A 19,027-nucleotide genomic window follows, 5' to 3' on the forward strand; every position below is an offset into this window, starting at 1 on the left:
CTGTCCTTTAGTCACATCTTTCTTAACATTTCAAACCTTTGTAGCACAAGGCTTTCAAGACTCGGTTAACAATTTGTAATATTCCTTGTTGACACCCTTACTGACAAAGAAAAAACTGAAATCAAGTCAGGATAAGGGTTGGAGTGCTTACTGCAAAAATTGTTAAGAAAGATCCCTATAAAGGACAGCTTAATAAGGGGGGCATCGGATAATTTTTAACGCCTACCTACTTAAAAATGGGGAAAAATCAGGAGTTAAGCTGCCGGTGTCCAAAGTATAGGAGAAATTTGGGCTAATCAATTAGCCAGTTTTGCCGGTTTAGCCGAATTATCCTCAATCACATCTAACCGCGAAAAAACCGGCAAAAAGAGTGATAATAAACCTAGCTATTCCCAGAGTAACAAGGAAAGCCCGATGGTGAAAACAGTAATAGGTGTCGATTTAGGTGGAACTGCTATTAAAATTGGTAAATTTGACCAAGAGGGCAATTGTCTCGAATCTCTCACCTTGCCCACTCCCCAACCCGCTACACCCAAAGAAGTCGCCCACACCATACATCAAGGCATTTGTCAAGTAAATTTAGATAAAAGTTGTCAAGCCATCGGTGTGGGAACGCCGGGGCCGACGGATGCTCAGGGAAGAATTGCCAAAATAGCGATTAATTTGGCAGGATGGCGGGATATTCCCCTCGCCGATTGGTTAGAAGAAAGCACGGGAATGCCGACAATTTTAGCCAATGATGCCAATTGTGCCGGTTTGGGAGAAGCTTGGTTAGGAGCGGGCAAACGCTTTCAAAACTTGATCCTGTTGACCTTGGGGACGGGAGTAGGAGGGGCAATTATCCTCGATGGTAACTTATTTGTGGGCAGCAAGGGAACGGCCGCAGAATTAGGCTTAATAACCCTCAATTTTGACGGTCCATTGTGCAATAGCGGTAATCAGGGTTCCTTGGAACAGTACACCTCCCTGCAAGCTATTCGCCGGATGACTGGCAAAGAACCGAAGCAATTGGCGGAATTGGCCGAAAAAGGCGATCGAGAGGCTTTAGAATTCTGGCAGGGTTACGGTTGTTTACTGGGGGCTGGTATCGCCAGTTTACTCTATGTTCTCACCCCAGAGGCGGTAATTATCGGCGGCGGTATTAGTGCCAGTGCTAAGTTTTTCTTTCCCTCTCTCCTCACAGAAATCGAAAGACGGGTTTTACCTAGTTCCAGAGAAGGATTAGATGTATTAACGGCCGAGTTAGGTAATCGCGCCGGGATGGTGGGAGCTGCCAAATTGGCTTGGCAATTAGTGGACTTGCGCGGGGAGTCTAAGTAGTCATGCAAAATTAATTTCCTAGTGAAGATAGGCAAAAGGCAAAAGGCAAAAGGCAAGAGGCAAGAGGTGGTTAGATATGTGTAATTAATTTTGCTTAGGTACTTATTATGGGGGGGACTGACTTAATCGTGAATAATTAAATGGCGATCGCCATCGCTGCTCACCCATCCCTGACGCTGAAATTCCCCTAATAAACGCGTCACCGTTACCCTCGTGGTACCGATAGCATTGGCGAGATTTTGATGGGTTAAACGGATCTTTAAACGACTGCCTTGGGCGATTGGTTCTCCCATTTCCCGCTTTAATAACTGTAGTAACTGCTGAAGACGTTCCTCCACTCGTTTGAGTCCTGCGATCGCCAGTAGGGATTCCGTTTGTTGTTGACGACGGATCATTTGATTTAACATCATCCTAGTTAATTCCACCGAGTTTTCCACTTCGGCGATCGTGTACCATTTTAGGTAAAGTTCCGACAAGGCTCTGGCGTGATAGGATTCCAGATGGGTCAAATTTAAGCCAAAAAAGTGGGATGAATGAACCCAGCCTAGTAAAATTTCCTCTCCACTCTCAGATACTTGACTTAGTTGCGCCATACCCCGATAAACTTGCCAGACTCCATCGGCCACCAGAGGAATATTTTCCCCGCGATCATAAAAGTGGAGCCGACGACTCTCGCTATAGTCTTCTCGGAAGGGTGAGACGTTGGGATTATAGGTCAGCAACATGATCAAAGTTCTCCTGGGTGAGGGGATAGCAATTTTAACCCCACTTTACTGTATCAAGGTAAACATTAGGTAATCCCCAGATTAACAGTTATCAGTTATCAGTTATCAGTGGGTAAGTCATCAGTTTTCAGATGTGATACTAAATCTGGTTATTAAAAACTGATTATCTATTGCTCCTTTTGCCTATTGCCGTTCGGCTGAGCTCACGGCCGAAGCCTATTGCCTATTGCCTGTCCTCATAAGTAGCCTATACTCAACGGATTTAGTATGAGTTATCAGTTCACTGATTACTGTTCACTGTTCACTGTTCACTGAAATAACTTCCCCATTTCCCTCTCCCGCAGCTGAAAAACCTGAAGATTATTAATTTAAAGCATCTTTAAGAGCCGTGCGAGCGGCCAGATGATTGCGGGTTGAGGTGAGAATTTCCGATTCTCGTTGGAGACGACTGACTGTATCGAGCATTTCCAATAAAGCTTGTTGTTCCCCGGCCACACCGTAGAGATTACCCGCCACCCAGTAGGATAATTCCAGGGGAAGACTGGGCAAATCGTCAGGGAGTTCAATTTTTTGAGCGGTTAATTTGGCTGAGAGATGAACCACATCCCGCAGCAGTCGATCCACTTCTGTGGCCAGAGGTCGCAGATCTTGGGTGGTGGGGACATCTTCAATCCACTCCACTAAACCGACGAGATAAGGTTTTTCCCGGACGTATTCTAGGACACGGAAGCGCTGTTGACCGATGGTGAGAATTTTTAGGCGATCATCTGGGAGACGTTGACAACGGACAACTTCCGCACAACTGCCCACTTTAGCAATTTCTCCCGTGGACGGATCTACCATTAAGACCCCAAAACGGCGATCTTCTTCCAATATCGTATTCATCATAATCCGATAGCGAAACTCGAAGATGTGCAGGGGCAGAGGACGACCCGGGAATAAAACAACTTCGGGTAGGGGAAAGAGAGGTAATTCTCTAACGGCAATGGAAGAAGTGGCCATAGGTTTAGTAAAAAAAAACCGATCTTCTCTTATTTTTACACAATCCCCCCTGAACCGCTAGGCAAGGGCAATGGGCGGGAGACGGGAGACTGTGTTCAGGAGTCGGTCGTCAGGAGATTATTTTTATTTAGGGTCTGCTGAATATGGATACCTCTACTGGTAGATTCTGACTTGCGTGCTTACCTTGACCTTGAAAGGGATTGGTAGCGACAATTGGCGATGCCTCTGGGTATCCTGATTCGACTGACTCTCAGGCTAGAAAGCTCTATTGAGGAAACAACCTTTTTGTCTTAGCCTTAATTTCAGGCTTGGCGGTGCCAACTTTGGCATCGGGACTGCCCCCTGACAAGACCAATTAACCGAATCTACCGGCTACATAATCGCGAGTTTGTTGATTAACTGCATCGGTGAAAATTTTCTGGGTGGCATCACATTCCACCAAACGACCGACGCGGGTTTCATCGGCATTAAAAAAGGCCGTGCGATCGGATACTCTAGAGGCCTGTTGCATATTATGGGTGACAATCACGATCGTGTATTGTTCTTTCAATTCATGGATTAATTCCTCGACTTTGAGGGTAGAAAGAGGGTCTAAAGCAGAACAAGGTTCATCCATTAATAATACTTTTGGTTTTACTGCCAAAGCGCGAGCAATACACAATCTTTGTTGTTGTCCCCCCGATAATCCTAAAGCGGATTTATTCAACAGATCTTTAACTTCATTCCAAAGAGCAGCTCCTTTTAAAGCTGATTCCACAATCCCATCTAATTCACTGCGACTAGCGGAACGATAAATTCTAATACCATAGGCAATATTATCGTAAATACTGGCGGGAAAAGGGTTAGGACGCTGAAACACCATGCCCACCTGTCGCCGTAAGGTATGAAGGTTAACTTTGGGGGCGTAGATATCTTGGCCAAAAAACCTAACTTTCCCCTTAACTGTCACTTGCCCCTCTAATTCCCCGATACGATTGAGGGCTTTTAAGAGAGTGGATTTACCACAACCGGAGGGGCCGATCATGGCGGTTACTTGCCTTTGCGGGATTTCTAAAGAAACACCTTCCAGGGCTTTTTTGCTACCGTAGAAAAAGCTGAGATTTTCGACTTTGATCGCCGAATTAGCTAGAGACGTAGGACTGTTCATGAGAGAGGAATCGATCATAAGAAAAATGCTTAATTTGAGCGTTTACGAGTGACAAAACGGGAAAGAAGGCTAGTAATTAAAACTAAGATAATCAGGACTAAAGAAGCTGTCCAAGCCAAGGAATTTTGTTCAGGAAAGGGGGAACTAGCGTAGTTATAAATCAACACCGTTAAAGCCGGTGTGGGCGACCAAAGACTTTCTTGCCAAAATTGACTAAATAAAGCCGTAAACATTAAGGGGGCAGTTTCTCCGGCAGCCCGGGCCACCGCTAATAATATCCCGGTCATAATCGGTGCGATCGCTGCTGGCAGGACAATGCGAAATACCGTATCGAAACGGGAACCCCCCAAAGCGGAGGAACCGAGACGGTAGGACATGGGTATTAGTTTTAGTGCCTCTTCCGTGGTTAAAGCGACGATGGGCAACATAATCACCCCCAAAGCAAAGGCCCCCGCCACGGCGGAAAATTGTTTGGTAGTTAACACCAAAACCCCGAAGGAAAACACCCCGACAATAACGGAAGGGGTACTACTCAACACCACGATCGCAAAGCGCAGAATACCGCCAATTTTGGAACCCCGAGCGAATTCCGAGAGAAAAACCCCGGTGAGAATCCCCAGAGGTATGCTGCCGAGGGATGCTAAACCGACCATGGTTAAAGTACCCACGATCGCATTAGCGAAACCGTTGGGAACACTAGGATCGGAGCCAACTGGGGCGGGTAAAGAGGTGAAAACTTGCCAATTGAATCCGGGTAAACCTTCTTTGACAATTTGAAAGAGGATAGCGAATAAAGGCAGAATGGCGATGGCACTAAGAGCGATCGCTAAACCCGTGAGACCGTTGGTAAAAAAATGTCGCCACGGTGACAGGGGTTGCTGTAAATCTTCTTCGGGAAAAGCTCCTTGATTCATAAAATTAACGATTGCGGTTGATAAACTGTACTAATAAAGCCGCTACACTATTGACGGACAAGGTAATAACAAATAGAATCAAAGCTAAATACATCAAAGCTCCGATGTGGATTTTTTCAAAAGCTTCTGGGAAGGTATTAGCTAGTACAGCAGGAATAGTATAACCGGGGGCCAAGAGGGAGGGAGTAATAATCGAGGAGTTACCGATTACCATGGCCACCGCCATAGTTTCCCCTAAAGCGCGCCCTAAACCGAGGATAATCGCCCCGATAATGCCAGAACTGGCCGCCGGCAACAGCACGCGCCAGATGGTTTCCCAACGAGTGGCACCTAGGGCCATGGAGGCGCTGCGTAATTCCGGGGGGACGGTAAGCAAGACATCGCGACTGATAGCGGAAATAGTCGGCACGATCATGATGGCCAGGATGACACCGGCGATCAGCATACTTGGTCCCAAAGGTTGGGTATTAAACAAAGGGAACCAAGCAAAATTTTGAAATAACCATTCTTGCAGGGGTTTAAGCACGGGAATTAGCACAAAAATCCCCCATAACCCGATAATTACGCTAGGAATCGAGGCAATTAATTCCACCAGAAAACCGATGGGATAACGGACACTTGCTGGTAAATAATTCTCGCTAGTGGTTAAAGCAACGGCAACACTGAGGGGAATAGCTAATAAAAGAGCCAGAATCGAGGAAACAACGGAACCGAAAATAAAGGGTAAACCACCAAATTTGAGGACGTTCACATCCCAAGTGGTTCCCCAGAGAAATCCCCAACCGAATTCATTGATCGCCGGCCGCGCATCCTGAAAAACAATCCAGGCCATCCAGAGCAGAAAAATTAAACCGGAGGCGGCACAAATCCAGACTAGGAGCGTAAAAATGCGATCAAATAAACCCGCAGTGCCGGGGTTTTCGTTAAGATTGGCCGCCGAGACGTCCAAGGACTCGACGGATTCAGAAAAATTAGCCATAAAGTAGAGAGCGATTACCAGTTATCAGTTGTTGAAAACGCAACTGTAGGGGCTGAACATTGTTCAGCCCACAGAAAAGAAATACTTGCAGTTATTAGTTATGGACTTAACCGGTAACTTTTTCCATTTTACTGGAAAGCGGTGACAATCAAGCCTAAACTAATACAAAAGTATTTAGGGCTTGCTGAAAAAGTACGGGCGAAGCATTCGGTTAGAAAATCTCCGGTTTCACCGATAGGTTATTGCCCGAATGCTTCGCCCCTACAGGACGCGGGCCGATGAAGACACAAGGTTTTGAACGACGATTCTCTCAAAATTTGCACCTGTTTCGCGAGAAAAGCCACAAAACCCTTACCTTACCTACATTTCACATTTATTCAGCAAACCCTATTTATTTAATTTTGTTAACTTCGGCTAAAACTTTTTGAGTCACCGATTGGGGAATCCGGGTAAATTCCAATTGATTGTTAATACCTTGACCGGTGGTGAGAATCCAAGTCAACAGTCTTTTAATTTCCGCCGCTTTTTTGTTATCAGCGTAGTCTTTCGGTACTAATAACCAAGTAATCCCGACGATCGGATAACCACTGCTCGGATCGTCCATATTAGCGGTAAAATCGGCGTTAAATTTGATCCCTTCCATCGCCTTGTTAGCTTGGGCGAGACTGGGTTCGACAAATTGACCGGCTTTATTTTGAACTTTGGCGGTTCTCATAGTTGCCCCTTCGTTTTTGCGGGCAAAGGTATCTTGAACGTAACCGATCGAGCCTTCTGTTTGTTTAACCAGGGCCGCCACACCATCATTTTTCGGTCCTTTGAGAACGGTAAAACCCCAGTTAGGTTCTTTGCTGGTTCCCACTTTACTTTTGAAGGAAGGACTAATCGCACTCAGGTGAGAGGTAAAAATCTCGGTAGTACCGCTACCATCGGCTCTAACCACCACTTTAATGGGTCGGTTGGGCAGTTTCGGATCCACTTGTCTCCAGTTGGTGATCTCACCACTGAAGATTTTACCGAGGTTAGCCCGGGAAATTTGCAGGTTATTTACCCCAGGCAGATTATAAACCACAGCGACGGCTCCTCCGGCGGTGGGAACCAGCAATAAACCGTTTTTCATCTGGCTTTTTTCCGAGGAAGAAGGAGCGGCATCGGAAGCCCCAAAATCGACGGTTCCAGCGATAAATTGCCGGATACCAGCGCCGCTACCGACGGAATTATAGTTAACGGTGACACCAGTGGCGTTTTTATAGTCGGCAAAATAACGCTGGTATAGGGGCGCGGGAAAGGAGGCTCCTGCACCGTTCAGGGTTTGGGCGAGGGTTTCTCCCATCGTCCCTGCTAAGGCCGCTGCCGTGGCGAAGGAGACAGCACACACACGAGTTAGGGTAGCAGTTGAGAATATCATAAGTTTTCCGGTTGAAGAATCCTGCACAATTGGAGAAAGTTGAACTTTCTTCAAAATATAGTTTAAGGCATAAATATTACTTTTAAATCTAGAAATATTGGGGATTTTTTTGGTTAAGATTGGGTAAAATTTCGGTTAAGTTTAATTTAAAAAGTTCACAGCTTTTGGCAATAATTTAGATCGATAAAGACAAAAATCCATTGTATCTATGTCAAGGATGAAATCTTAATTTAAACCATCTGTTGGGGAGAAATTGCCCGGACAAAGCTTTTTATCTAGGGCTTGCTGAATAAATCTAAAAATCTTGGCTCTCCCAGCTTTGGTGGGTAAAATGTATTCTAAGATACATTTCTCCTAGCGAGGGGGTGGAACGAACCACAAAGACACAAAGGACACAAAGATCGATCGATCCTATGTAAGTTAAACTTATCACACAGAACCTAGAAGAGCCAAATCTTGTTGGATAAGGCTTTTAGACTTTACGCCCCACACCCCACACCCCACACCCCACACCCCACACCCTGCCCCCACGAAAAACTTTTTCAGCAGACCCTATCTAGGTGTGTGAAGGCAAACAGGGCCACCGCTGCTTTTCGCTACTGTTAAGTTTGTTATCTTTTTGGTAGAATTTTTACATCAAATCAATTTTTTTTGAAATGATGGAGATAGATTTTTCTGACTCCCAGAAAAGCAAGGGGATGGATAAATGCTGATAAATCTCGATAAATTGCTCAAAAAGGCTCTTATTTTTGTTAGTGCTGGTGTTTTAGTTGCTTGCGCTCCCGTTGACTCCCAATCAAACAAATCAATTATTATTGATGGGTCTAGCACCGTTTACCCGATCACCAAAGCTGTCGCCGATAAATACAAAAAACAAAAACAGCCGTCTGCGGATATAAGCGTCAACTTTTCGGGTACTACTGGCGGATTTCGGCAGTTTTGCGCTGGAAAAACCGATATTAGCAATGCTTCGCGACCGATTCGCAGCGATGAGATCGAAGCCTGTAATCGGAATAACATTAGATTTATCGAATTGCCGATCGCCTTTGACGCACTCACCATCGCAGTCAATAAAGAAAATACTTGGATTGACAGCATCACTTTAGAGGAATTAAAAAAAATCTGGGAACCTGCGGCCCAGGGTAAAATTACCAAATGGAGTCAGGTGCGATCGGGATTGCCAGATAAACCCCTCAATCTCTTTGGTGCGGGCAAAGATTCGGGAACTTTCGATTATTTTACGGAAGCGGTGGTAGGAGAAGAAGATGTTAGCCGCAGCGATTACGTTGCCAGTGAAGATGACGACACTTTAATCCAAGGAGTTAGTCAAGATGCCAACGCCCTGGGATATTTTGGTCTAGCTTACTACGAAAAACAAGCGGCGAACTTAAAAGCTTTAGCAATAGACAGTGGTAAAGGGGCTGTTTTGCCCTCCCGGGAAACGGTGCTACAATCCACCTATCAACCCTTAGCCCGTCCTTTATTTATCTACGTTAACGCCCAAAAAGCCCAGTCTAATAAGGATTTACAGCGTTTTGTCGAGTATTATCTCAGTCAAGCTCAAAATATCGTTCAAGAGGTCGGTTATATTCCCCTGAGCGGTGAGCATTATCATTTAGCCAAGGTCACTTTCTTTAACGGGGAAGCGGGAACAGTTTTCGGGGGACACTCAAAATTCGATGTGACTTTAGCCGAATTACTACGCCAGAAAGCCAAGTTTTAGAAACTTAAAATAGGGTGAGATTAACTCACCCTATCAACTTTTATTTTAGCTATTATTGCTGTGATCTTAACCAAAACGACCGCTAACATAATCTCTAGTGGACTCTTGAGCGGGATTTTGAAAGATAACCTCGGTGCGATCATATTCCACTAAATAACCCACTTTACCACCTTTTGGGGTCGGTTCAGCATTATAAAAAGCCGTTAAATCAGAAACCCGCGACGCTTGTTGCATATTATGAGTAACAATAACTATAGTATATTGGGTTTTCAATTCGTGAATTAATTCCTCAATTTTTAGGGTAGAAATTGGATCGAGTGCCGCACAGGGTTCATCCATTAAAACAACTTCTGGTTTAACCGCAATAGCGCGAGCAATACATAACCTTTGTTGTTGTCCCCCCGATAAAGCTAAACCACTTTCTTTGAGTTTATCTTTAACATCATCCCAGAGAACGGCTTTTTTTAAAGATTCCTCCACTAATTGATCCATATCGCCGATGTAACCATTTAAGCGCGCCCCAAAAGCGATATTTTCATAGATAGATTTAGGAAAAGGATTGGGTTTCTGAAAAACCATACCGATGCGACTGCGTAACCCGATAGGATTAACGGAATTACCATAAATATCTTGACCGCGAAAGGTAACTTTTCCTTCAATTTTGGCACTTTTAACCAGATCATTCATGCGATTAAAACAGCGCAAAACCGTACTTTTTCCGCAGCCAGAGGGACCGATAAAAGCGATCGCTTTTTTCTCAGGAATATCAAGGTTAACATCACGAACGGCGAGATTAGAACCGTAGTAAACATTTAAGTCTTTGGTTCTCAAAACTGCATCGGTGACAACATCGGTACTATACATAATTTTCAAAGGAATAGGTGTTGGGGAAAAGGGAGAAGGGGAAGTGGGAATTATGAATTATCAATTATGAATTATGAATTTGGGAAGTGGGAAGAAAAAAACTGATAACTGAGAACTGATAACTGATTTAGCCAAAACGTCCACTGACATAATCTTTAGTTGCTTGTTCTTGAGGATCACTGAAGATTTTGTCCGTATGATCAAACTCGACTAGATAACCAATTTTCCCACCTTTATCGGTGGGTTCAGCGTTATAAAAAGCCGTTAAATCTGCTACTCTGGTGGCTTGTTGCATATTGTGAGTAACAATAATAATTGTATAACGTTCTTTTAACTCGTGCATTAATTCCTCAACTTTTAAAGTTGAAATTGGATCGAGTGCCGAACAGGGTTCATCCATTAATAATACTTCTGGTTGAGCGGCAATAGTGCGAGCAATACATAATCTTTGTTGTTGTCCCCCCGATAGGGAAAAACCGCTTTCTTTCAGTTTATCTTTTACTTCTTCCCAGAGAGCTGCCCGACGCAGGGAAGTTTCTACTAATTCATCTAAATCGCCTTTATAACCATTTAATCGCGCTCCGTAAACCACATTATCATAGATGGATTTGGGAAAAGGATTAGGGCGCTGGAACACCATACCGATGTATTTTCTTACTTCGACCGGATCCACCTCTTGAGAGTAAATATCTTGGTTATGATAAAAAACTTTGCCGTCAATACGAAAACCGTGAATTAAATCATTGAGACGATTAAAACACCTGAGAATGGTACTTTTTCCACAGCCAGAGGGTCCGATAAAAGCGGTGACTCTATTTTTGGGAATATCGATCGAAACGTCCCGCACTGCTCGATAATTACCATAGTAAATATTAGCCTTATCCACCTTTAAAACGGTTGCAGTTGATTGGGTAGTGCGATTAGTTAGCATAAATTATTTACCTTGAATTTGGATAATTGAGGAATTGGAAAGATAGGTAGATTTTTACTTAAATATCCCTTTTTACTTTTTCCTTGACTTAATAGGTTTTCTGGCGCGTGGCTAAACGGGATAAAATGTTAGTTACCAACACCAAAAACACCAGAATTAAAGCACCTGCCCAAGCTAATTGCTGTTGAGGGGCAAAAGGGGCAGTAGCAAAGTTGAAAACTAGGACCGAAAGGGTGGCAATCGGTTCAAAGACACCCCGGGGCCAAAAGTTAGAGAATAATGCCGTAAAAATTAAGGAGGCGGTTTCTCCAGCAGCCCTAGCAATTGCTAAGGTTACACCGGTTAAAATAGCGGGAACTGCCGCAGGAAGGACGATTTTTAGGACGGTTTGGTAGTTATAGGCCCCTAAACCCATGGCTGCCCAGCGGATGTCTTGGGGAACGATTTTTAAAGCCTCATCGGTGGTTCTAATAATAGTCGGTAACATTAACACCGCTAAACCGATCGAACCGGCCAGGGCAGAAAAGCCTAAAAGGGCTGTTCCTTCGCCAAATAAGGGCGCAACTAACAAACCGAAGGCGAAAACCCCGACAATAATCGAAGGGACACCCGCTAAAACGTTGGTAGCAAAGCGCACACCCTGGGCAAGTTTGTTATCACCGCTAAATTCCGAGAGATAAACCGCCGCTAAAACGCCGATGGGAACTGCGATCGCTGTAGCCAGGGCAACGACGATAATTGTACCTAAAATGGCATTAGCGATGCCTCCTCCTCCTAAACCCGGCGGTGGCGGTAATTTAGTAAAGAGATTGGCGTTTAAACGACCCACCCCTTGTACAAAAACGAAGCCTAGGACGGCAAAAAGGGGAATCACGGTGACAGCTAAACATAAAGCCGAGAGAACGGTCATAATTGTCCCCAATAGCGATCGAGGACTACTCGGTTTCTTTTTGAGATTATTGCCTAAATTCGCACTATCCATATCAGTTATCAGTGGGGAAATGGGGAGATGGGGTGTAGGGTGTAGGGTGTAGGGTGTGGGGGGAATAAATAAAAGCAATCTCCTGAATACTGGCTCCTAAATACTGCCGACCGCCTCTTGATGGCTTAATACTTAGCTTTGACGCGATTAACGATTAATTCTGCGAAGATATTGACTACTAGGGTCAAAACCAAGAGAACAAAACCCGCATACATGAGTGCCGATACTTGCATTCCCGATGCTTCGGCGAATTGGTTAGCCAATAAGGAAGCGATCGTGTTAGCAGGGGCGAGAATAGAGGCACTAATGCGGTTAGAATTGCCGATAATCATCGTTACTGCCATGGTTTCCCCTAAAGCGCGCCCTAAAGCTAACATAATCCCCCCGACAATCCCAGAAAAAGCGGCAGGAATTAAGACCCGAAAAATCGTTTCCCAACGGGTGGCCCCCAAGCCTAGGGAAGCTTGCCTTAGATCCGGCGGTAAAGCGGCCAAAGAGTCGCGAGAGATAGCGATAATAATCGGCAGGATCATAATTGCTAAAATAACCCCCGCCGGTAACATTCCAGGACCCCCTAAAGGAGTACTAAACAGAGGAATCCAACTAAAATTAGCATTTAACCAGTTACCAAGGGGTCTGAGGATAGGAATCAATACAAAGATACCCCATAATCCGTAAACAACACTGGGAATAGCGGCCAAAAGTTGTACGAGAAAAACCAAAATTGTCCGCGCATTTAAGGGAATAAAATCTTCGCTTAAAAAAATGGCCGAACCGATACCGAGGGGAACGGCAATCAGGAGGGCAATCAGAGAACTAACGAGAGTTCCGTAGATAACGGGCAGAACTCCGAATTCTTCCCGACCGCGCACGGGATTCCAAGCGCTACTGGTCAAAAATCCCAGACCAAAGCTTTGAATCGCTGGTAGGGCCCGAATAAAAATAACTAGAGCAATCAGGAGCAAAATCAGCCCAATAGCGATGGCAAAGGCGGTGGTTAATCCCACAAAGCCTTTATCGAGGATTTTTTCCGATTCTGGACGTTCTTTAAAATTTGAGTCGGGCGAAACTGTGGGCGCACTCATGATTAGGGTTAAAATCCAGCTAGTTTGAGGTAGCTAAGGTCGAAATTGGCCTTTCTACACTATTATTGTAACTTTGAATACATTTTTTCGGGGACTAATCCACCTTGATCGTGTAATCAGGATAGATGACATCAGCAGCGGCGGCTACTCGTTGGCGGACATTTTTCGGCAGGGGAATATAACCAAGGGCGGCGGACTGTTCCTGTCCCTGATTGAGTCCAAATTCGATCATCGCCTCCATTGCTAAAGCTTTTTGGGGATTGTCGTATTTTTTATAAACTAACATCCAACTATAAGTGACAATGGGGTAGGAATTTTCCCCCGGCGGATCGATGATAAAAGCGCGTAAATTTTCAGGCAGTTCAACGTTAGCGAGGGTAGCAGCGGCGTTGGTTTCATCGGGGATAACGAATTTACCTGCTTGGTTTTGCAGGGCGGCCATGGGCAGGTTATTATTTTTAGCGAAACCGTACTCAATATAGCCGATCGAGCCTTGATTTTGTTGAATTAGGGCAGTTACTCCCTCATTACCCCTACCACCGAGAAATTTACCTTTTTTGGTCGGCCATTGTACGGCTTTTCCTTCACCGATACTTTTTTTCCATTCGGGACTAACGGCGCTTAAAAACTTAGTAAAAACTCCCGTCGTCCCGCTACCGTCTGCCCGGTGAACTACGGTAATTTCTTCATCGGGTAGTTTTAAATCGGGGTTATCGGCGGCAATTTTGGTATCGTTCCAACGGGTAATCGTGCCTAAAAAGATGCCTACATAGGCTTCCCTACTTAGTTTCAGCCCTTCTACTCCGGGCAAATTATAAGCCATAACGATGCTTCCCGCCGTCATCGGTAGCAGTAAAACCCCACGGCTAACTCTGGCCATATCCTCGTCACTCATGGCCACATCGGAAGCGCCAAAATCGATCGTACCTTGGATAAATTGTTCGACTCCCGCCCCGCTACCGGTAGATTGATAGTTAATTAGTAGTTTGGAAAATAGTTGATTGATGGTGACAAACCAGTTTTGATATAGGGGTGCAGGAAAAGAAGCACCCGCACCATTGAGGGCGACCTCTCCTTGCAGAGGAACCTGGGCGATTCTATTGCTTCCCTCTCCGCTGGTTCCCGCCGTATCGCCGCCACCACAAGCGGTTAAAGTCGCTGTTAGAGTCACTAGGGATAAGGCTGTTAGTAAATGGGTTCTGTTTCTGCTGGGCATAGGATTAATTTTGATCCGTAAACTGCCTTAAATCTTACGCTAAAAGTTACCACTGCTTGGTAAAGAATAGGTTAAGAAGTGAATAAAAGAACGTAATGTATTGTCAAGAAAAGTTTTCTCGATAACTAGACAAAAATCTCAACTTCTTTTACTATTTATTTTGACTAAACATTAGTTTTAAGTCGCGGGTAAAGCCGCTGACTTTTCCAGTTTAGATTAGGTTTTTCTCTTTCATTACCATTGTAGTGACGTAAAAACAACAAAGAAAAGATTAAGGTTTTTAGTCATCATCCCTCAGCTTTTTTCTCCCCACTTCCCCACTTCCCCACTTCCCCACTGATAACTGAAAAGTCTCCCCAATACCCGTTTTTACTTTCTCCTTGTTGACACCTATGCTAGAAATTTTTACTCAGCTATCTCGTCCGACCAAAGTAGTGGCAACCATACTAGGAACTGCTCTACTTTTCCCCGCTTGTGCCAATATTAATCCTCAAGACCTAAAACCAATTAAAATCGATGGTTCGAGTACCGTAGCACCAATTACCGATAAAGTTCTCGAAGATTTTAAAGCTAATACCCCTAACAAAGTTTTGGCTGATGTTAAAATTGACGCTAATATTTCAGGAACCGGCGGCGGTTTTAGAAAATTTTGTGCGGGAGAAACGGATATTAATAATGCTTCTCGGCCAATTTCTGTGGAAGAATTAAAAGAATGTGATGCTAATAAGGTAAGATTTATCGAACTACCGATCGCTTTTGATGCTTTAACCGTGGTAGTTAATCCCCAAAATAACTGGGTTGATGATATTTCCACCACGGAATTAAGAACTATTTGGGAACCAGCAGCCGAGAATAAAATCAAACGTTGGAATCAAATTAATCCCGCTTGGCCCGACCAACCGATTACCCTTCACGGGCCGGGTAAAGATTCCGGAACCTACGATTTTTTTAGTGATGTAATTAACGGCAAAGATGCCAGTCGTGGGGACTTTAATTTTAGTGAAGATGACCAAGCTTTAGTTAATGCCGTCAGTCAAGATCCCAACGCTTTAGGCTATTTTGGCCATGCTTACTATGAACAAAATCGGGATAAATTAAAAGCTTTGAAAGTTAATGGTATTGAACCAACTCGCAGCAATGTCGAGGATAGTAAATATCAGCCTTTATCGCGTCCTTTGTTTATCTATGTTAATGCCCAAAAAGCCCAAGAGAATCCCGCTTTAGAGAAATTTGTTAAATATTATCTCGATCGAGTTCCCAATTTATTAGATAGTATTGGTTATATTCCCCTACCGGATGAGGCCTATCATTTGGCACGGGTACAGTTGCAAAAATTTGAGGTAGGCACGGTTTTTGAGGGCAGACCCCAACCCAATTTAACCATCGGGGAATTACTTCGCAAACAAGCCCAATTTGAAGCTAAGTAACGATTCCCATCTGGAAGGAAAATATATAAAAATTTTCCTGCTGCCATCTGCCCCCTAATATAGCAAGAGGTCGGCCAATTTCAGCCAACAGAGATAGAGAAAAAAAGAGGGGATAAACCCCCCATTCAGCGTATCGAGAAACTTGTTAATTAACCTTTCGGTGTCGCCCCAAATTGTTCGATGAGGATAGAGGTTAACAGCGATTTTAGATCCTCACAGGGAATCCCTTTTTGTACACAGCTTCCCAGGTGAGCATCTTTACCCACTTTACCCCCCATGTAGAGGTCAACTCCCTCCACGGTTTTGCCGTCTTTGCGTGCTTTTGTCCCCATCAAACCGATATCTGCCACTTGGGGTTGTCCGCAGGAGTTAGGGCAACCGGTCCAGTGCATACGCACACCCCGGGGGATATTTAATTCAGCATCTAACTGACTAATCAAGTCCACAGCCTTATTTTTGGTTTCAATCAGGGCAAAATTGCAGAATTGCGCCCCCGTACAGGAAACGAGCGCTCGTTGTAAAGGAGTGGGATTGGGGGTAAACTTAGCCAGTAAAGGCTCGGTTAAAAGAGTCGGCATATTTTCAGCCGCTATATTGGGAATAATCACGTTTTGTTCCACAGTTAAACGCAATTCTCCGCTGCCATACACTTCGGCAATCCGGGCTAAATCGAACATATCATCGGCAAATAGACGACCAACGGGAACACAAAGACCGATATAGCTCAATCCCTCCTGTTTTTGGGGAAAAACTCCTAAATGATCCCGTTTTTCCCAGTCAATACCGTCTTTTTCGGCTGCCGTTGCCAAGGGATAACCTAGGTGATTAGCCACCCGCGTCCGGAATTCCTCGATTCCCCACTCATCAATTAACCACATTAAACGGGATTTTTGACGATTGGCACGCAATCCGTTATCGCGGTAAACTTCTAAAATCCCTCGGCATAAATCCACCACCTCCTGATTAGGTCTCACCCAAACATTCATGGGAATTGCCGCTTCACAGCGTTTAGCCGAGAAAAAGCCACCCACCACGACATTAAAGCCTAATTCTCCTTCTTTATAGGCAGGAACAAAGGCAATATCGTTAATTTCCGCATGAACCGAGTTATCCCGGCCCCCCTCGATGGCAATATTAAATTTGCGGGGCAGATTGGTAAATTGATAATTACCTTGACCGCAGTTGGTAATCATATCTTGGACTTTTTGGACTAATTCCCTGGTGTCAATTAATTCATCTGCGTCTAGTCCCGCCATGGGTGAACCGGTAATATTTCTGACATTATCCATGCCCGATTGTACCGAAGTCATGCCCACGGATTTTAGTCGTTGGAAAATATCAGGAATATCTTCGATACGAATACCGCGTAATTGTAGGTTTTGACGAGTGGTAATATCGGCATTACCATCATCGCCGTAACGCTGCACAATTTCCCCTAAAACGCGCATTTGCTCACTGCTAATAATGCCGTTAGGAACCCGCAAACGCATCATAAATTTGCCCGGGGTGACAGGACGATAAAAAACCCCTACCCATTTTAAGCGATATTCTAAATCGGTTTTATCCATTGCTTCCCAACCGATTTGGGCAAAATGATCTAGTTCATCTTTAATGGCTAGTCCGTCTTTTTCAGCTTTAAATTTCTCGAATTTATTGAGAGTTGTTCCATCTTTTTCAGGTGCTTGTACCACGAATCTATCTCCTTCTGGTTTGTGAGTGTAATTGTTCTAGTTGGTGGGGGTTAGAAATGAAGAAATCCGGATTTAACAATAAGTATTCTGTAAAATACTGTCGTCATTAGCAAAAATTTAGTAATTTACCTAGTCTCTATTTGTTATTTAATTCTTTTTAACTTGGGTAATTTTGTATTGTTTGTAACAGAAATCCGCTCACCATCGTCTTTAGGCATTTATATCATGCAGTAAGTGCATTGAGGTGGGGAAGTGGGGTGTGGGGTGTGGGGTGTGGGGAGATGGGAGCGAGGAGAATAAATAAAAATAATCTCCTGCCTTCTGCCGACCGCCTTCTGCTTTCTGTCTCCTTTGAATTTTCCTAAGCGAGAAACTTAACCAACTCCTCTAATTTTTGCCAAGCTAACCCACTGGCTAAAATGTCGCGAGCGAGGGCGAAACCGGCAGCATGATCGCCAAAAGTGACCTTTTCTGCCACCTGTAGGGCAAGAGAGGCATTAATCGCCACAGCATCCCGTTGAGCCGGCATTCCCCCCCCTTGCAGGACATTTTTGAGAATTTCGGCATTTTCTGGCACTTCCCCGCCTTTAAGGGCATTTAAACTGGCTCTGGGGATAGAAATTGACAAGGGATCGATCGCCCCAGAAATCACCTCGCCATTATTTAATAAAGCCATATCGGTCAGATCTCCTAACCCCACCTCGTCGAGTTTTTCCCGGCCGTGAACAATAATCGCCTTTGGGGTTCCCATTTGTGCCAAAGCTGTGGCCATCGGGGTGAGAAATTGCTGGTCATAAACCCCGATAACTTGACCTGTGGGACGGAGAGGATTAACTAGAGGGCCCAGAAGATTAAAAACCGTGCGAACTTTCAGGGTTTTGCGGAGATTAGCCACACTTTTCAGGGCTGGATGCCAACCGGGGGCAAAAAGAAAGGTAACTCCCACCCCATCTAAGGCCGCCGCTACTTTCTCGCTAGGGGCGCTCAAATTAACCCCAAGATATTCTAAAACATCGGCCGAACCGACCTTGCTGGAGGCAGAGCGATTGCCGTGTTTAGCCACTTTTACGCCCCCGGCGGCCGCCACAAAGGCCACGGCAGTGGAAATATTAAAGGTTGAGGCCCCGTCACCGCCGGTGCCACAGGTATCGATAACGGGAGTGGTATGGGGTTTAGGGTCTTCTAAGCGAGATTGTTGCCGTAAAACTCCGGCCATTCCCGCTAATTCGGCGGACGAGACTCCTTTTGCTTGCAAAGCCGCTAAAATCGCCCCCGATAAAACTTCTGGAATCTGACCGTTTAACCATCCGGTCATTAATTCTTCAGCTTGGTTAAGGGAAAGGGATTTTCGATCGAGTAGTTGCTGCAGTAAGTTTGGCCAGTCTGGAGTGGTCATCGCTGTTCCATTGCTGTGGGGAGGGGGCGATATATTATGATAGCGGTTTGTCTGGAGAATCGATCGCTCCTAGTAATTTGGCTCTCTTAGGTTTGGTGGGTAAAATGTATTCTAAAATACAGTTTTGCGGCCGAGTGAGTGGGACGAACCACAAAGACACAAAGGACACAAAGATCGATCGATCCTATGTAAGTTAAGCTGATCACACAGACCCTAGAAG

17 protein-coding genes are annotated in these 19,027 nt (G+C 44.8%); 4 read left to right on the top strand and 13 right to left on the bottom strand.

Annotated elements, in window-relative coordinates; all coding sequences use genetic code 11:
- Positions 1–414: 414 nt before the first annotated feature.
- The gene (locus tag IM485_RS05365) at positions 415–1,320 is read left to right on the top strand and encodes an ROK family protein (protein ID WP_287741791.1); all 906 of its coding nucleotides are present in this window, start codon (positions 415–417) and stop codon (positions 1,318–1,320) included.
- 122 nt (positions 1,321–1,442) lie between these two features.
- Here the strand turns inward: IM485_RS05365 and IM485_RS05370 are convergent, their stop codons facing one another.
- The 6 genes from IM485_RS05370 to pstS (IM485_RS05395) form a co-directional block, all read right to left on the bottom strand.
- A complete protein-coding gene (locus IM485_RS05370) occupies positions 1,443–2,045 on the bottom strand; it encodes a Crp/Fnr family transcriptional regulator (protein WP_271946599.1) in 603 nt (200 codons plus the stop codon).
- 363 nt (positions 2,046–2,408) lie between these two features.
- Positions 2,409–3,047 carry an LON peptidase substrate-binding domain-containing protein gene (locus tag IM485_RS05375; RefSeq protein WP_287741793.1) on the bottom strand — a complete coding sequence of 213 codons (639 nt, stop codon included), beginning with the start codon at positions 3,045–3,047 and terminating at the stop codon, positions 2,409–2,411.
- A gap of 355 nt (positions 3,048–3,402) precedes the next feature.
- Entirely contained in the window at positions 3,403–4,212 is an 810-nt protein-coding gene (gene pstB / locus IM485_RS05380; RefSeq protein ID WP_287741796.1) for a phosphate ABC transporter ATP-binding protein PstB, read from the bottom strand.
- A gap of 11 nt (positions 4,213–4,223) precedes the next feature.
- Positions 4,224–5,108: a phosphate ABC transporter permease PstA gene (gene pstA, locus IM485_RS05385; protein ID WP_287741797.1), complete on the bottom strand. Its 885-nt coding sequence runs from the start codon at positions 5,106–5,108 to the stop codon at positions 4,224–4,226.
- Between the two features lie 4 nt (positions 5,109–5,112).
- A complete protein-coding gene (pstC, locus tag IM485_RS05390; protein WP_287741799.1) occupies positions 5,113–6,087 on the bottom strand; it encodes a phosphate ABC transporter permease subunit PstC in 975 nt (324 codons plus the stop codon).
- Between the two features lie 391 nt (positions 6,088–6,478).
- Positions 6,479–7,492: a phosphate ABC transporter substrate-binding protein PstS gene (gene pstS / locus IM485_RS05395; RefSeq protein WP_287741800.1), complete on the bottom strand. Its 1,014-nt coding sequence runs from the start codon at positions 7,490–7,492 to the stop codon at positions 6,479–6,481.
- A gap of 459 nt (positions 7,493–7,951) precedes the next feature.
- On the opposite strand from pstS (IM485_RS05395), the gene IM485_RS05400 reads away from it, so the two are divergent.
- Complete coding sequence (locus tag IM485_RS05400; protein WP_287741802.1) at positions 7,952–8,098, top strand: hypothetical protein; 147 nt, start codon at positions 7,952–7,954, stop codon at positions 8,096–8,098.
- A gap of 100 nt (positions 8,099–8,198) precedes the next feature.
- Complete coding sequence (locus tag IM485_RS05405; protein WP_287741804.1) at positions 8,199–9,215, top strand: PstS family phosphate ABC transporter substrate-binding protein; 1,017 nt, start codon at positions 8,199–8,201, stop codon at positions 9,213–9,215.
- Positions 9,216–9,281: 66 nt separating this feature from the next.
- On the opposite strand, the gene pstB (IM485_RS05410) is transcribed toward IM485_RS05405, so the two are convergent.
- The 5 genes from pstB (IM485_RS05410) to pstS (IM485_RS05430) all read right to left on the bottom strand — a co-directional run bounded on the left by pstB (IM485_RS05410) (position 9,282) and on the right by pstS (IM485_RS05430) (position 14,293).
- A complete protein-coding gene (gene pstB / locus IM485_RS05410; protein ID WP_287741806.1) occupies positions 9,282–10,079 on the bottom strand; it encodes a phosphate ABC transporter ATP-binding protein PstB in 798 nt (265 codons plus the stop codon).
- A 127-nt stretch (positions 10,080–10,206) separates the two neighbouring features.
- On the bottom strand, positions 10,207–11,010 hold the full coding sequence (gene pstB, locus IM485_RS05415) for a phosphate ABC transporter ATP-binding protein PstB (protein WP_287741807.1): 804 nt from the start codon (positions 11,008–11,010) through the stop codon (positions 10,207–10,209).
- An 88-nt stretch (positions 11,011–11,098) separates the two neighbouring features.
- Complete coding sequence (pstA, locus tag IM485_RS05420; RefSeq protein ID WP_287741817.1) at positions 11,099–11,992, bottom strand: phosphate ABC transporter permease PstA; 894 nt, start codon at positions 11,990–11,992, stop codon at positions 11,099–11,101.
- Positions 11,993–12,117: 125 nt separating this feature from the next.
- Entirely contained in the window at positions 12,118–13,077 is a 960-nt protein-coding gene (gene pstC, locus IM485_RS05425) for a phosphate ABC transporter permease subunit PstC (RefSeq protein ID WP_287741808.1), read from the bottom strand.
- A gap of 94 nt (positions 13,078–13,171) precedes the next feature.
- A complete protein-coding gene (gene pstS / locus IM485_RS05430; protein WP_287741811.1) occupies positions 13,172–14,293 on the bottom strand; it encodes a phosphate ABC transporter substrate-binding protein PstS in 1,122 nt (373 codons plus the stop codon).
- 392 nt (positions 14,294–14,685) lie between these two features.
- Here pstS (IM485_RS05430) and IM485_RS05435 point away from each other — a divergent pair, with 392 nt between their 5' ends.
- Positions 14,686–15,720 carry a PstS family phosphate ABC transporter substrate-binding protein gene (locus IM485_RS05435; RefSeq protein ID WP_287741812.1) on the top strand — a complete coding sequence of 345 codons (1,035 nt, stop codon included), beginning with the start codon at positions 14,686–14,688 and terminating at the stop codon, positions 15,718–15,720.
- Positions 15,721–15,869: 149 nt separating this feature from the next.
- On the opposite strand, the gene IM485_RS05440 is transcribed toward IM485_RS05435, so the two are convergent.
- Both IM485_RS05440 and trpD read right to left on the bottom strand, forming a co-directional pair.
- Positions 15,870–17,411 (bottom strand): ferredoxin--nitrite reductase, encoded by a 1,542-nt coding sequence (locus tag IM485_RS05440; protein ID WP_287741814.1) that lies wholly within the window; start codon positions 17,409–17,411, stop codon positions 15,870–15,872.
- 361 nt (positions 17,412–17,772) lie between these two features.
- Entirely contained in the window at positions 17,773–18,807 is a 1,035-nt protein-coding gene (trpD, locus tag IM485_RS05445; protein WP_287741816.1) for an anthranilate phosphoribosyltransferase, read from the bottom strand.
- Between the last annotated feature and the right edge of the window lie 220 nt (positions 18,808–19,027).

This window comes from Microcystis sp. M169S2, from assembly GCF_020245865.1.
In the GTDB taxonomy this organism is placed as follows: domain Bacteria; phylum Cyanobacteriota; class Cyanobacteriia; order Cyanobacteriales; family Microcystaceae; genus Microcystis; species Microcystis ichthyoblabe_A.